This is a genomic window from Janthinobacterium sp. SUN100, assembly GCF_030397705.1.
GTDB lineage: Bacteria > Pseudomonadota > Gammaproteobacteria > Burkholderiales > Burkholderiaceae_D > Janthinobacterium > Janthinobacterium kumbetense.
The window spans coordinates 1,515,049-1,530,198 of record NZ_JAPUBU010000001.1; the positions used below are offsets into that span (position 1 = coordinate 1,515,049).

Annotated in this window: 12 protein-coding genes; 8 read left to right on the top strand and 4 right to left on the bottom strand. The window is 64.2% G+C overall.

Translation table 11 applies throughout. The features are described 5' to 3' along the window. Positions 1-11: 11 nt before the first annotated feature. On the bottom strand, positions 12-2,576 hold the full coding sequence (gene nirB, locus O0881_RS06655; protein ID WP_289910666.1) for a nitrite reductase large subunit NirB: 2,565 nt from the start codon (positions 2,574-2,576) through the stop codon (positions 12-14). A gap of 10 nt (positions 2,577-2,586) precedes the next feature. Then, positions 2,587-3,897 carry an MFS transporter gene (locus tag O0881_RS06660; RefSeq protein WP_289910667.1) on the bottom strand — a complete coding sequence of 437 codons (1,311 nt, stop codon included), beginning with the start codon at positions 3,895-3,897 and terminating at the stop codon, positions 2,587-2,589. Positions 3,898-4,287: 390 nt separating this feature from the next. On the opposite strand from O0881_RS06660, the gene O0881_RS06665 reads away from it, so the two are divergent. Continuing rightward, positions 4,288-5,919: a CehA/McbA family metallohydrolase gene (locus tag O0881_RS06665; protein WP_289910668.1), complete on the top strand. Its 1,632-nt coding sequence runs from the start codon at positions 4,288-4,290 to the stop codon at positions 5,917-5,919. Here O0881_RS06665 and O0881_RS06670 read toward each other — a convergent pair. Continuing rightward, complete coding sequence (locus tag O0881_RS06670) at positions 5,903-6,835, bottom strand: LysR family transcriptional regulator (protein ID WP_251348118.1); 933 nt, start codon at positions 6,833-6,835, stop codon at positions 5,903-5,905. The two genes, O0881_RS06665 and O0881_RS06670, sit on opposite strands and share 17 nt — an antisense overlap. Positions 6,836-6,963: 128 nt before the next feature. On the opposite strand from O0881_RS06670, the gene O0881_RS06675 reads away from it, so the two are divergent. The 5 genes from O0881_RS06675 (at position 6,964) to O0881_RS06695 (ending at position 11,097) form a co-directional block, all read left to right on the top strand. Further along, complete coding sequence (locus tag O0881_RS06675; RefSeq protein WP_289911466.1) at positions 6,964-7,392, top strand: RidA family protein; 429 nt, start codon at positions 6,964-6,966, stop codon at positions 7,390-7,392. 118 nt (positions 7,393-7,510) lie between these two features. Further along, a complete protein-coding gene (locus O0881_RS06680) occupies positions 7,511-7,756 on the top strand; it encodes a DUF4304 domain-containing protein (RefSeq protein ID WP_289910669.1) in 246 nt (81 codons plus the stop codon). Next, entirely contained in the window at positions 7,674-8,042 is a 369-nt protein-coding gene (locus O0881_RS06685; protein ID WP_289910671.1) for a hypothetical protein, read from the top strand. The genes O0881_RS06680 and O0881_RS06685 overlap by 83 nt, the downstream gene beginning before the upstream one ends. Positions 8,043-8,152: 110 nt before the next feature. Beyond that, positions 8,153-8,812, top strand: a complete 660-nt coding sequence (locus O0881_RS06690; protein WP_289910672.1) for a hypothetical protein — start codon at positions 8,153-8,155, stop codon at positions 8,810-8,812. 179 nt (positions 8,813-8,991) lie between these two features. Continuing rightward, complete coding sequence (locus O0881_RS06695; RefSeq protein ID WP_289910673.1) at positions 8,992-11,097, top strand: prolyl oligopeptidase family serine peptidase; 2,106 nt, start codon at positions 8,992-8,994, stop codon at positions 11,095-11,097. An 85-nt stretch (positions 11,098-11,182) separates the two neighbouring features. On the opposite strand, the gene O0881_RS06700 is transcribed toward O0881_RS06695, so the two are convergent. After that, positions 11,183-11,806, bottom strand: a complete 624-nt coding sequence (locus O0881_RS06700; protein WP_289910674.1) for a glutathione S-transferase family protein — start codon at positions 11,804-11,806, stop codon at positions 11,183-11,185. 252 nt (positions 11,807-12,058) lie between these two features. Between O0881_RS06700 and O0881_RS06705 the strand changes: the two genes are divergently transcribed. Both O0881_RS06705 and O0881_RS06710 read left to right on the top strand, forming a co-directional pair. Continuing rightward, positions 12,059-14,752 carry a M1 family metallopeptidase gene (locus tag O0881_RS06705; RefSeq protein WP_289910675.1) on the top strand — a complete coding sequence of 898 codons (2,694 nt, stop codon included), beginning with the start codon at positions 12,059-12,061 and terminating at the stop codon, positions 14,750-14,752. Further along, positions 14,724-15,116 carry a hypothetical protein gene (locus O0881_RS06710; protein WP_289910676.1) on the top strand — a complete coding sequence of 131 codons (393 nt, stop codon included), beginning with the start codon at positions 14,724-14,726 and terminating at the stop codon, positions 15,114-15,116. The genes O0881_RS06705 and O0881_RS06710 overlap by 29 nt, the downstream gene beginning before the upstream one ends. The last annotated feature ends 34 nt before the right edge of the window (positions 15,117-15,150 follow it).

Here is a 15,150-nt window from a genome sequence, read left to right on the forward strand (position 1 = left end):
GCATTCATGGCTCAAGCCTCCACGGCAAGGATGGGGATCACGGTGCTGCGGCGTTCGTCAAGCGTGGCGGGCCGGATCTGGCCCCGCTCTTCGACGAACACCACGTTTTCATCGTTCTTTTCGCTGTTGACGAAATGGCGGAAGCGCTGGCGCACGGCGGGGTCCGTGACGGCCGCTTTCCATTCGCACGCATAGGTGTCGACCACGTGCTGCATGTCCGCCTCCAGTTCGTGGGCGATGCCCAGGCGGTCGGCCACGACGACGGACTTCAGGTAATCGAGGCCCCCTTCCAGGTTGTCGCGCCACACGCTGGTGCGCTGCAGGCGGTCAGCCGTGCGCACGTAAAACATCAGGAAGCGGTCGACGTAGCGCACCAGGGTGGCTTCATCGAGATCGGACGCCAGCAGTTCCGCATGGCGCGGTTTCATGCCGCCATTGCCACACACGTACAGATTCCAGCCCTTTTCCGTGGCAATCAGGCCGATATCCTTGCCTTGCGCCTCGGCGCATTCGCGCGTGCAGCCGGAAACGCCGAACTTGATCTTGTGCGGCGTGCGCAAGCCCTTGTAGCGGTTTTCCAGCTGAATCGCAAAACCCACGCTGTCGGCCACGCCGTAGCGGCACCAGGTGGAGCCGACGCACGATTTGACCGTGCGCAAGGATTTGCCGTAGGCGTGGCCCGACTCGAAGCCGGCCGCGATCAGCTCTTCCCAGATGGCAGGCAACTGGTCGACGCGCGCGCCGAACAGGTCGACCCGCTGGCCGCCCGTGATTTTCGTGTAGAGACCGTATTTTTTCGCCACCATGCCCACGGCGATCAAGCCGTCGGCCGTCACTTCGCCGCCCGGCATGCGGGGCACGACGGAGTACGTGCCATCCTTCTGGATATTGCCAAGGAAATAATCGTTACTGTCCTGCAAGCTGGCGTGCACGGGAGAGAGCACGAAATCGTTCCAGCAAGAGGCGAGGATATTCGCCGCCACGGGCTTGCACACGTCGCACCCCAAACCCTGGCCATGCGCGCCCAGGAGCGCACCGAAGCTGCGGATCTTGCCCACGCGCACCAGGTGGTGCAGCTCCTGGCGCGAGTACGCAAAGTGTTCGCACACATGGTTGTTGACTGCCAGGCCCTGCTTCTGCATTTCCGCCTTCATGATCTGCGTCACGAGCGGCACGCAGCCGCCGCAGGCCGTCCCCGCTTTCGTGCAGCCTTTCAGCGCGGCGATGGTGGTGGCGCCCCCGGCGACGGCCGCGCACAGCGCGCCCTTCGACACGTCGTTGCACGAGCAGATTTGCGCCGATTCTGGCAAGGCGTCCACGCCCAGGCCGATCTTTTGCTGGCCGTCCGCCTGCGGCAGGATCAGAAATTCGGGCGATGCCGGCAGCTCTATCTTATTGAGCATCATCTGCAGCAAGGTACCGTATTCGCTGGCGTCGCCCACCATCACGCCGCCCAGCAGGTACTTGCCGCAGTCGGAAACGACGATTTTCTTGTAGATCTGCTTGCGCTCGTCCATGAACTGGTAGGAGCGGCTGCCCGGCGCATTGCCGTGCGGGTCGCCCAGGCTGGCCACGTCCACGCCCATCAATTTGAGCTTGGTGCTCATGTCGGCGCCCTTGAACGATGCTTCGCCCGCTTCTCCTTCTTCCTCCTGCAGCACGTGGCGCGCCGCGATGCGCGCCATTTCATAGCCGGGCGCCACCAGGCCGAACACCAGGCCGCCCCACAGCGCGCATTCGCCGATCGCGTAGATGTCCGGGTCGGAGGTAACGCAGCTGTCGTCGATGGCGATGCCGCCGCGCGGCCCCACCTCCAGGCCGCAGGCGCGCGCCAGCTCGTCGCGGGGGCGGATGCCGGCCGAGAAGACGATCATGTCCGCTTCCAGGTGGCTGCCGTCGGCGAACTGCATGCGGTGCGTGGCCGCTTCGCCGTCGACGATGGCCAAGGTATTCTTTTGCGTGTGCACGGTCACGCCCAGCTCCTCGATCTTGCGGCGCAGGACGCGCGCGCCGCCTTCATCGACCTGCACGGCCATCAGGCGCGGCGCGAATTCCACCACGTGGGTGTCCAGCTTTAAATCGCGCAGGGCTTTCGCGCATTCGAGGCCCAAGAGCCCGCCGCCGATCACCACGCCCGTTTTTGACTTTCCGCCCCAGGCCAGCATGGCTTCCAGGTCTTCGATGGTGCGGTAGACGAAGCAGCCGTCGCGCTCCTTGCCCGGCAGCGGCGGCACGAACGGCGTCGAGCCGGTGGCAAACACGAGTTTGTCGTAGATCAAGACTTCGCCCGTGCTGGCCGTGACGGTTTTCGCCGCGCGGTCGATGGACACGGCACGCGCATTGAGCTTCAGCACGACGTTGCCCTTGTCGAAGAAGCCGGGCGCCACCAAGGAGAGGTCATCGGCCGATTTGCCGCTGAAAAATTCGGACAGGTGCACCCTGTCGTAGGCGGGGCGCGGTTCTTCGCACAGCACGGTGACGTGCAGGTGCGGCGCGTTTTCCAGGGCCAGGCGTTCGAGGAATTTATGCCCGACCATGCCATGGCCAAGGACGACGATGTTCAAGGGGTGGTTCATTGCTGTCTCCTCAGGCCGCGGCCATGTTCGGTTCGGCCGCTTCGCGGGTAAAGCGCACGGCGATGGCGCACAGGGCCGAGATCACCACCAGCGCGCTGAGGATGATCAAGGTCTGGCGGATATCGCCCGTGCCCTTCATCAGGAAACCGGCCGCCACGGCGCCCACGTTGCCGCCCGCGCCGATGATGCCGGCCACGCCGCCCAGCGCGCGGCTGTCGATAAAGGGCACCAGCGCATAGGTCGCGCCGCACGCCATGTGGGTGAACAGGCCGAAGACCAGCATGGCGATGACGGCATACGTGACGCTGTCGACCTTGGCAAACCACAGCAAGCCCACGCCTTCGCCGATCATCAGCATGAACAGCAGGGTCACGCGGCTGTTCAAATTGCCGCGCAGGGCCAATTTATCCGACATCCAACCGCCCAAAGCCCGGGCAAACAGGGCCAGCAAGCCGAAGCTGCCGGCGGCCAGTCCCGCCGATTTCAAGGACAGGCCGAAATGGTCGACGTAGTACACGGCGGCGATGTTGTGGATGAAAATCTCGATGCCGAAGCAGGCGCCGTAGGTGACGAACAGCAGCCACACGCGGTAGTTGGCGCTGGCGGCCTTGAAGCTGTCCCAGCCACCGGCCGGAGCATGTCCGGCCTTTCCACCCTCGATAGCCACGCCAGCGGCGCGCAAGTCCGCGTAATTGCCTTCCGGGCAATCCTGCGTATAGCGCCAGTAGAGGGCAGCCATCACCAGCATCAGCACGCCCGGCACCAGCAGCGCGATGCGCCAGCCCAGCGATTCGGACACGCCCAGCATCAGCACGGCGCCCAGCAGCAAGGGCATCAGCGCCTGTGCCGCGCCGCCGCCCGCATTGCCCCAGCCGGCGGCAGCCGCATTCGCCGTGCCGACCACGCGGGGCGCAAACATCACGGAGGTGTGATATTGCGTAATGACAAAGCTGGCGCCGACGGCGCCGATGCCCAGGCGGAAGAACAGGAAGCTTTCATAGCTTTGCGACGCGGCCACGCCCAGCACGGGTATGGCGCCCAGCAGCAGCAAGCCCGTGTAGGTCTTGCGCGGGCCGTAGCGGTCGCACAATGGCCCCACGATCAGGCGCACGAGGATGGTGATGGCGACGGCCGCAATATTGATATTTGCCACTTGCGCCAAGGAAAGGCCAAACTCGCCCTTGATGACGGGCATCAGGGGTGCGCAGGCGAACCAGGCGAAGAAACACACGAAAAATGCCATCCACGTCAGGTGGAATGCGCGCATGGGCGGCGTGGCGAGGGAGAAGAGCGCAATGCGCGTTGCTTTTTGGCTGGCCATGATGGTTCCCGAAGTATCCCGTTGATAAAACAAAACGGCGCCCGCCCCCGCCGATCAAAAAAATCAGCCTGGGCGGACGCCGTTGTCCATGTGGTCCGTCGTTGGACCGTTGTGCGTTTATTCAGGGGATCGCCGTTGATCCGTATCTCTTGTGTAGCAAGCGCCGTGCCAGCTTTTGCAGGGGTACGCGGCGCCATTTGCACTGGCTTTGCGCCAGATCATGGCCAATCACGGTGCAAGCACGCCACTTGCTGGTGCATGCGGGAACCGGCACGTGGCAACTCTTGTCTAACTTACCATCTGAAGCAGTTGCGGGAGACCACGATGCTCAAGACACTGCGCCGCTGGCGGCCACCATGGCCACCATGGCTCGCCTGCGTGTGTGCCGGCATGTTGCTCATAACGTGGAGCAACAGTGTCGCCGCGCAAGAGCCGAAGGAGCACAGCGAACTCGACGCCACTGTCGTCGCGCCCTTCCGCGCCGCGCTCGGTGCACGGACAACGCAGGCACGCACCTTTCTGATCCGCCTCGCCTATCCCGACGCGGGGCGCGCGCATGCGGTGCGCTGGACCTTGACCTTGTCCGGCCCGGGGCCGCAAGGCGCCTTGCTGCGGCACTGGTCGGGCACGGAACAGGTGGGGGCCGGCGGCCAGAGCGTCACCTTGCCCTGGGATGGCCGTGCCGACGCCGATGCGCGCGAACGGCGCATGCCGGTCCCGGACGGTTTATATGAACTGCGCCTGCTGGCCGTGGCCGATGCGGGCACGCCGCAGGAAGCGCAGGTGGAACAGCAATGGCACATCCAGGTGCAGCGGGGGGCCGGCGCGCCGCCCAGGGTGCCCGCCTTCCAGGCCGGCTTGCAGCAACTGCCCAGCCTGGATGGCCAGCTTGCGTACCGCATCGTCTACGCCAACCTGCACAGCCAGACGCGCCACAGCGACGGCGGCGCGGCGCTCGATGCCTGCCATGGCGCGCAGGAACCGCAAACGGCGCCCTTCGGTCCCATCGATGCCTACAAATATGCGCAGCAACATGGGCTCGACGCCCTGCTGACATCCGAACACAACCATATGTATGACGGTTCCGATGGCACCAACGCCGCTGCCATCCCGGCCGAAGCGATAGCCCTGTACCAGACGGGGCTGGCCGAAGCGGCCGCGTATACCGCCGCCCATCCCGGCTTCCTGGCCCTGTACGGCATGGAATGGGGCGTCATCAACAAGGGCGGCCACCTGAACATCTTCAATAGCGACCAGCTGCTGGGCTGGGAAAGGAATGCCCTGGGCGAGCTGCTGGCCGACGTGGAAACGCCGAAAAGCGATTACGCTGGCCTGTACGCGCTGATGCGCGAACGGGGCTGGATCGGGCAGTTCAACCACCCTGCCTATGCGGGCCAGTTTGTCGTCGATGGCCAGCCGCTGGGCTACACGCCGGATGGCGACGCGGCCATGGTGTTGTGCGAAGTCATGAACACGTCCGCTTTTTCCACCAACGACGAGGAAACGGAAACGCGGCGCAGCAATTACGAGGCGGCCTGCAACCGAGCCCTGGCGGCCGGCTATCACGTGGCCTTCAGCAGCAACCAGGACAACCACTGCGCCAACTGGGGAGCGGCTTACGGCAACCGCACGGCCGTGCTGGTGGCCAGCCCGGCCGCCGACACGCCCGTGTCACGCGACGGCTTCCTCGAAGCGCTGCGCGCGCGCCGCGTGTTTGCCACCATGGACAAGCACGCGCAACTGCTGTTCACGGCCAACGGCAAGCTGATGGGCGAGCGCTTCGACAACCACGGTCCCTTGCACCTGGCCATCAGCTTCAGCAACAGCGCCGGGCGGCAAGCGGCCGCCGTCGCCATTTTCCACGGCGTGCCGGGAAGCAATGGCTCCGTCACACAGGTATCGGACCAGGCCGAACTCACCCTCACGCCCGCGCCCGGCCCCCACTTCTATTACGCGCGGCTGACGCAGGACGACGGCAATATCGTCTGGTCGGCGCCCGTGTGGGTCAATCAGTTGCCGTGACGGTGACAGCGGGGGCGGAATGCCGGGCCATCAGTTCGGCGACCCAGTCGATGAAGACGCGCAGTTTCTTGCTGACATGGCGGTTCGGCGGGTAGGCGAGATGGAGCGGCATGGCGTCGACCGTCCATGCCGGGAACAGCGGCAGCAGCTCGCCCCTGGCCACGTGCGGCCGCGCCATATAATCGGGCAGCCACAGCACGCCCAGCCCCGCCACCCCAGCCGCCAGGTAGGCGTTGCCATCGTCGATCGACAGCACGTACTGGCCATGGATCTTCACGCTCTTGCCCTCGCGATGCATCACGTACGGAAAGCCGTTGCCGCTGCGTCCCCAGCGAAAGCGCACGATGCGGTGCGCGCTGTCCTGCAAGTCCAGCGGATGCAATGGCGTGCCCACCCGTTGCAGGTAGGCAGGCGCCGCATACACGCCCAGCGGCAAGTCGGCCAGCTTGCGCGCCATCAGCGACTGGTCGGTGATGTCACCGCCACGTATCACGCAATCGACATTGTCGCCGATCACGTCGACCATGCGGTCGCTGGCGCCCATGTCGAGCACAATATCGGGATACCGCGCATGAAACCCGGGCAGCGCCGGCACCAGCAGCAAAGCGGCGAGCGGACTGGGCACGTCCACGCGCAACTGGCCACGCGGCAAGGCAGCGGCATGCGGCAAGCTCGTTTCGATTTCTTCCAGGGTGTCGAGCACCTGCACGATGCGCTCGTAGTAGACGGCGCCATCGGCCGTTACATTGACCTTGCGCGTGGTGCGGTTCAGCAATTTCAGGCGCAGCCGTGCCTCGAGCTGCTGCACCAGCTGCGTCACCGTCGTGCGGCTCATATGCAAGGTCGCGGCCGCCCGCGTAAAACTGCCCGTCTCGACCACCCGCACGAATGCCCGCATCGTATCCAACTTGTCCATCCACACCTCCGCCACCCGATTGTTTGGATTATACAAACAGTGCAGACGATTCTGGCCGCTTTATCAGCAGGCTGGCAGCAGATAAAGTGTTCTCCAGGCAGCAACTTCGCTGCATCGACAAAGGAAAGCTGATGAAACGCGACGTCGTATTCCCTCCGGGCCGCCAAGCCCTGTATGAGCAGAACCGCTATTCGCCCGCCGTGCGCGCCAACGGCCTGCTGTTCGTGTCGGGACAGGTCGGCAGCCGCGAAGACGGTTCGCCCGAACCCGGACTCGAAGCCCAGGTCCGGCGCGCCTTCGACAACCTGAATGCCATCTTGCAAGCGGCCGGCTGCTCGTTCGACGACGTGCAGGACGTGACCATCTTTATCGTCGACCCGCAGGCCAACTTCCAGCGCATCTGGGATATCGTGCAAGCCGGTTACTGGGGCGAAGCTCCCCACCCCACCGTCACGGCCGTTGGCGTGACGTGGCTGTATGGTTTCCAGTTCGAGATCAAGGTAGTGGCCAGGCTGCCTGGCCAGCACACAGCCCCCGGAAGCGCGCAGGAAAAATAGCGGCAGGTTTTCCCCTCGCACGATTGCCCGCCGCAAGGTGCGCTGGCGCTGATCTATGGCAACATGGCAGCGCCGTTTTGACCGCAGGCGGCGCAACCGACGAATGCCAGGAAACGGAATGAAGCCAAAAGCGCTGATCATCGCCAATATTGAAGCGTTCTTGCTGGAGCCGCTGACGGCAGCGGGCTTCAAGTTCTCGCCAAGCCAGCTGACCTTCAAGCGCGCGCGGAACGAATTCGTCCAGGCCATCCATTTCCAGGCCAACCGCCATAATGAAGAGCATGTCTGTGTGGCATTCTGGAGCCACTATCAGGTTTCGTCCAGATCCTACCGCCTCGTGGCACAAGGCGCGCGACGGTCATGAACCTGCCAATCCCATCGTTGGCGCCGTGGCGGACTGGAATATTCCGAACTGGCAATGCGCGAGCGTGGACGGCGAAGCGCATCACCAGCTCGTCGATCCGGCCCAGAGTGCGACAGTCATGCACTGCCTGCGGCATAATCTGCACACATTGGCCCTGCCCTGGCTTGAGCGCTTTTCCAATTGGGAAAATGCCGCCCTGAGCCTGGTCGATGCGCAAGACGCGCATGCCAGGGCCTGCGATTTTTATCTGATGGCAGGCCAGCAGGAAAAAGCCCTGTGGCACTGAACGAGGGTCTTGCCTATTGGAAGAAAAATCCCGGTGCCTCTTTTCCCGAAGAAAAAGAAGCAATCGCTTTACGGATGGAGAAATACTTCAATGCCTAAACACGCTACGCCATGACCGAGATTACTTGCCCCTACGATGGCGACTGCGGGCGCAGCTTCGACAGCAGCGCCATGGATGCCCCGGATGCTGCGTTCTTAAACACGGCCATCGGCAAGAAAATGACGTTCATGTTCCTGCACTGTCCCGCATGCTCAAGGATGTTCCAGTTCAATCCGGTCGCCTGGACGGCACAGGCTAGCGAGACGGCTGCGCCCAAGAGCACCAAAGTAGCAAAGAAAAACGGCAAGCAGCTGGAAAAATTGCTGGCCAGGGAACAAGTAATCGTGCCCCAGGCCTATCTCGCGCACCTCCGCAGCGCCAAGTCACTACCCGGCGTGGCGATTTTCAAGGACGAAGAGCCCTTCACCTTGTACAGCCTGGACGCGCTGTGCCAAGACGTGGACGTGGATGGAACCAGGTACCTGGCAGTCAGGCAACTGGCCGGCTTTGCCCAGGCCCTGGCGCAAGCGACGGGAACAGGCTCGAAGCAGGCAGCACCGTTCAGTCCTGCCGAGCTGGCGGCATGCCTGGCCATCGGCGAGGAAAACACGCGCATCCTGTTCATCGACAGCCGCGACAACGAGGCACTGTGGATTTATCACTGCGACGGCGGCGATGTCGAACCGACGCAACTCACCTTGACCTCGCTGATGGGGCCTGGCATATGCTGAAAGGCGCGACACGCCGCAGATTCTGCGGCCTGCGTCCATTCCAGCAAACAATATTGGAAAAGCATGCTATTTTTTAAGTAGTCGCCCATAGACACTGGTTCCTTACAGCAATCCATGGCACCATGGATGTGCCGTTTTGCCTGCAACGCGGCCTCCATCGGACCAACCAGGAACCCTACATGTCGTCATATCGCATTCTCGCCAGCAGCATGCTGCTCGGCCTGGCAGCAGCGGGCATCGCCCATGCACAAGCCCCCGCGCCCGCCGCCGCCAACACCGATCCCCACCTGTGGCTGGAAGACGTCCTCGGCGACAAGCCGCTGGCCTGGGTCAAGCAGCACAATGCCGTCACCACCAAGGAACTGGAAGCCCAGCCAGGCTTTTCGGCCCTGCAGGCGCGCCTGAAAACCATCCTCAATTCCAAGGAACGCATTCCCTACGTCAGCAAGGAAGGCGAGTATTACTACAACTTCTGGCGCGACGCCCAGCACGTGCGCGGCATCTGGCGCCGCACCACGCTGGCGCAGTACCAGCAGGCCGAACCCGCGTGGGAAACCGTGATCGACCTCGACCAGCTGGCCGCCGGCGAGAGTGAAAACTGGGTCTGGGGCGGCGCTTCCTGCCTGTATCCGAAGGGCGAACGCTGCCTCATTTCCCTGTCGCGCGGCGGCGGCGACGCCAAGGTGGTGCGCGAATACGACGTGGCCAAGCGCGCCTTCGTCGAGGGCGGCTTCACCCTGCCCGAAGCGAAGGGCAGCGCCAGCTGGATCGACCAGGACACCCTGTTCGTCTCCACGGATTTCGGCCCCGGCTCGATGACCAGCTCCGGCTACCCGCGCATCATCAAGCAGTGGCAGCGCGGCACGCCGCTGGCGCTGGCGCAAACGCTGTATGAAGCCAAAGCCGACGACCTGAGCGCGGGCGCCTACAAGGATTTCACGCCCGGCCACGAACACCAGTTCATCGAGCGGCAAATCGATTTCTACAGCGGCGAAATGTTCCTGCGCGACGGCGCCGAGCTGAAGAAAGTGCCGAAACCGGACGACGCGACGGCCTTCACCGTGCGCGACCAGCTGGTCATCACCCTGCGCTCGGACTGGAAAGTCAACGGCAAGACCTATGCGCAAGGCTCATTGCTGGCGACCGACTTCAAATCCTTCATGCAGGGCAAGCAGGTGCTGGAAGTGCTGTACGCGCCCACGGCCACGTCGTCGCTGGACAATGTCACGGCGACGAAATCGGCCATCCTCGTCACCACCCTGGACAAGGTCAAGAACCGCCTGACGGAACTGCGCCACGTGAACGGCAAGTGGCAGCGCCGCGCCGTCGATGCGCCCAAGCTGGGGACCCTGGCCGTCAGCGCGCTCGACCCCGTCGATTCGGACCAGTACTTCCTGACGGTGACCGACTTCCTCAACCCCACCACCCTGTACCTGGCCACGGCGCAAAGCGACAAGCGGACCAAGATCAAGTCGCTGCCCGCCTACTACGACGCGGCGCCGTACAAGGTGGAGCAGTTCGAATCGATGTCGAAGGATGGCACGAAGGTGCCGTATTTCGCCATCATGGGCAAGAAGACGAAGTTCGACGGCAGCAACCCCACCGTGCTGTATGGCTACGGCGGCTTCGAAGTGTCGCTGAAACCGAGCTACAGCGGCACCACGGGCGTGGCGTGGCTGGAAAAAGGCGGCGTGTATGTACTGGCCAATATCCGCGGCGGCGGCGAATTCGGCCCCCGCTGGCACCAGGCGGCGCTGAAGGAAAACCGCCAGCGCGCGTATGACGATTTCATCTCGGTGGCGCAGGATTTGATCCAGCGCAAGGTCACCAGTCCGCGCCACCTGGGCATCATGGGCGGCAGCAATGGCGGCCTGCTGACGGGCGCCGTGCTGGTGCAGCGTCCCGACCTGTTCAATGCCGTCGTCAGCCAGGTGCCGCTGCTCGACATGCGCCGCTATAACAAGATGCTGGCGGGCGCCTCGTGGATGGGAGAGTATGGCGACCCGGACGTGCCGGAACAATGGGCGTACATCAGCAAGTACTCGCCGTACCAGAACGTCTTCAAGGACAAGAAATATCCGCGCGTGCTGTTTACCACCTCGACGCGCGACGACCGGGTCCACCCCGGCCATGCGCGCAAGATGGTGGCCAAGATGGAAGAGCAAGGCCACGACGTGCTGTACTGGGAAAACACGGAAGGCGGCCATGCGGGCGCCGCCAACAACGACCAGCAGGCGCTGATGTGGGCGCTGACCTACACCTTCCTGCTGGAGCAGCTGAAGTAAGGAAGTCGCAGTAAACCCGGCCTGACGGCCCCCGCAAGACAGAACGCCTGCACCGGATTCCGGCGCAGGCGTTTTTTTCATGGGTCTACTTCGCCTGCGCGCTGGGGCGTTCGGCGATGCGGTCGCGGTAGGTCTGCAGGTGCTGCAAGCCTTCCGCGCCGGGGCGGTATTTCATCAGGCCGCGCGCAAATTCCAGCGCGCAGAAGGCCGTGATGTCGGCAATGGTGAAGCGCTCGCCGGCGATGTACGGCTGCTGCGCCAGCACCTGGTCCAGCCATTGCGCCATCTCGCGCAGCTTGCCCGCCTGCGCCGTGGCGAAATCGGGAAACTGCGGGTTTTCCAGCGCCACCAGGGCCGGATGGCCATGGCGCACCCAGTTGGCGGCGGCGCTGAACAAATGCAGTTCCACGCGGCGGTCGGCCATTTCGATGAACGCGCGCTCCTCGAAACCTTCGCCCATCAGGTTCGGCTGCGGCTGCAAGCCTTCCAGGTAAGTGCAGATGGCGCGCGTCTCGGTCAGCACGCGTCCGTCCGCCAATTCCAGCACGGGCACGCGGCCCAGCGGGTTTTTCGCCAGGAAGGCGGGATCGCGGTGCTGGCCCGCCATCAGGTCGAGCGCCACTTCCTCGATGCCGGTGATGCCTTTTTCGGCGATGAACATGGTGACACGGCGTGGATTCGGCGTGCGGGGGCTGATATACAGTTTCATGTGCAAGTCTCGTCTCGTTAGGGTGGTTGACAATCAGGTGCGGCACCGGCCTGTGGCAAGGCGGTCAGGCGCCCATCATACCAGCGCACCGTGATGGTGCGGCGCTCCCGGCGCGTTGACTTTGCCCCCGTTTCCACTTAGATTGCTGTACGGGAACGCTGGCTTCCAGTTCCAGCGATGTCCCCCAACCGCCATCAACGCTCGCAGCCTACCCGGCCGGCGGGCGTTTTACCCATGAACGAAGGGCATACCATGCATCGCACACCGACTCCGCGTTTCCGCCGCAGCCAACTGGCCGCCGCCGTCCTGGCCCTGGCCGCCGTCGCCGCCTTTACCCCGGGCCACGCCGCACCGGCCGCCAAATACGCCTCGGCCAGCCACTCCCCTGGCACCACCACGCAGCTGCCGCGCGGCGTCACGCCCTTGCACTACATCCTGTCGATCACGCCGGACGCCGCCGCCTCCACCTTCAAGGGCGCAGCCGCCATCAAGGTGGCCGTCGACACGCCGACGGCCAGCATCACTTTCAATGCCCTGAACCTGGCGTTTGCCGCCGCCGCCATCGAAGGCGCGGGCGGCAGCAAGCAGGTGACGCGCAAGATCGATATCGACGCGGACAAGCAGACGGCCACCGTGCATTTCGCCGAGCCGCTGGCCAAGGGCGAGTACCTGTTGCGCATCGACTACACCGGCAAGATCGGCACGCAGGCCACGGGACTGTTCTCGCTCGACTACGACACGCCGCAAGGACGCCAGCGCGCACTGTACACGCAGTTCGAGAATTCGGACGCGCGCAGCATGCTGCCGTCGTGGGATGAACCGGACTACAAGGCCACCTTCGCGCTGGACGTGGTCGTCCCGAGCAGCCAGATGGCCGTCGGTAACATGCCGATCGCCAGCAGCGAAGAACTGGGCAATGGCATGAAACACGTGTATTTCGCCACTACGCCGCGCATGTCGACGTATTTGCTGTTCTTCGGCCTGGGCGACTTCGAACGGGCGACAAAGATGGCCGACGGCACGGAATTGGGCGTCATCACGAAGAAGGGCGCGCTGGCGCAAAGCCGCTTCGCGCTCGACGAGTCGGCCGCCCTGCTGCGCGAATACAACGATTATTTCGGCGTGCGCTACCCGTTGCCCAAGCTCGACAACATCGCCGCGCCGGGCCGCAGCCAGTTCTTCGGCGCCATGGAAAACTGGGGCGCCGTGTTCACCTTCGAATACGGCCTGCTGCTCGACCCGGCCATCTCGACCCAGTCGGACAAGGAAAACATCTACACCACCCTGTCGCATGAAATGGCGCACCAGTGGTTCGGCGACCTGGTCACCATGCGCTGGTGGGACGACCTGTGGCTCAACGAAGGCTTTGCCTCGTGGATGGAAAGCCGCACCACGGAGCGTTTACACCCGGAATGGAACACGGCCCTGTCCAACGTGGGCGGGCGCGAATCGGCCATGAGCCAGGATGCGCTGCTCACCACGCATCCGGTGGTGCAGCGCATCGCCACCGTGGAACAGGCCAGCCAGGCCTTCGACGGCATCACCTATCAAAAGGGCAAGGCCGTGATCAGCATGCTCGAAGCGTACGTGGGCGCCGACACGTGGCGCACGGCCGTGCGCAGCTACATGCGCAAGCATGCGTATGGCAATACGGTATCCAACGACCTGTGGCGCGAAGTCGACGCGGCCGCGGGCAAGCCTGTCAGCGCCATCGCCCATGATTTCACCCTGCAGCCGGGCGTGCCGATGATCACCGTGGGCGACGCCGTGTGCAGGAAGGGCAATACGCGCGTGACCCTGACGCAGACGGAATTTTCCAAGGACCAGCCGGACAAGAAACCGCTGTCGTGGAAAGTGCCCGTCATCGCGTCGACGGTCGGCAACGGCAAGCTGGCCCGCGTGCTGGTCAAGAATGGCAAGGCCACCCTGAACGTGCCCGGTTGCGGCGCCCTGCTGGTGAACGCGGGCCAGAGCGGCTACTACCGCACCCTGTACGCGCCGGCCGGCACGCACGCGCTGGCGGGCAGCTTCGCGCTCCTGGCGCCGATCGACCAGCTGGGCCTGCTGGCGGACAGCCAGTCGCTGGGCATGGCGGGCTTGCAAGACCCGGCCGCTTTCCTGGAACTGGTGAAGGCCACGCCCCTGTCGGCCGACCCGCAAGTGCTGGGCCGCGTGGCTGGCGCGCTGAACGGCCTGTATGAACAGTATGCAGGCGACACGGCACGACAGCAGGCCTTCGCCCGCTTTGCCATGGCGCGCCTGGCGCCGATGATGGCGCAGACGGGCTGGGAAGCGCGCGCGGGCGAAGCATCGAGCGTGGCAACCCTGCGCGGCCGCCTGATTGCCATCCTCGGCGACATGGGCGAGCCCGGCGTGATCGCGGAAGCGCGCCGCCGCTACGCGGCCAGCGAACAGGATCCGTCCGCCATGCCCGCGCCGCTGCGCCGCACCATCCTGGGCGTCGTGGCCCAGCATGCGGACGCCGCCACCTGGGAACAGCTGCACGCCAGGGCGCAGCAGGAAAAGACGCCGCTGGTCAAGAACCAGCTGTACGACTTGCTGGCCTCGACCGACGACGCGGCCCTGGCGCAGCGCGCGCTGGCGCTGGCGCTGACGGATGAACCGGGCGTGACCAACAGCCCGGCCATGATTTCGCGCGTGTCGCGCAGGCATCCGGAACTGGCCTTCGACTTCGCGCTGGCCCACCTGGAGCAAGTCAATGCGCGCATCGACGCCAGTTCGCGCAGCCGCTACTTCCCGCGTCTGGCCGCCGGTTCGGCGCAGCCGGAAATGATCGCCAAACTGGAAGCGTATGCGCAAGCCAACCTGCCGGCCAGCGCGCGCGGCGACGCCGACAGTTCCATGGCCGGCATCAAGTACCGTATCAAGGTGCGTACCGAGCGCCTGCCGGCCGTCGATGCATGGCTGGCCAAGCAAACGGGCTAAGCGCCCGCGCCCGGCGCCGCAGTATGGCGGCGCCGGGCGTTTTCCGGCCCTGCACGAAAATCCGGGCAAAAAAAACCGGCTTCGCAAGTCGCGGCAGCCGGTTGAAACGCTGTTTCAGAGCGCAGGGATAAAACGGAAAACACATGAAAAAGTGGAAATCGTGCCGGTCATTGAGGTGTCCGGCAACCTTGCGCCCGGGGTTTCCGTGCGCCATGTATCCACTATGCCAGCCCTTCACTTAGTCAGGCTTAGGACTTCATTAAAGTCCCTTCATTTTCCCGCTTTCCTCCTGCATGCCTTGCCATCGCAGCAATTTCACGCTGCGCCGGCCTGTCTGGTGCCGATGGTTGAGCTCACCGGCTAAGCTGTTGAGTCATGCCTGCATCCTATCGCTCCCG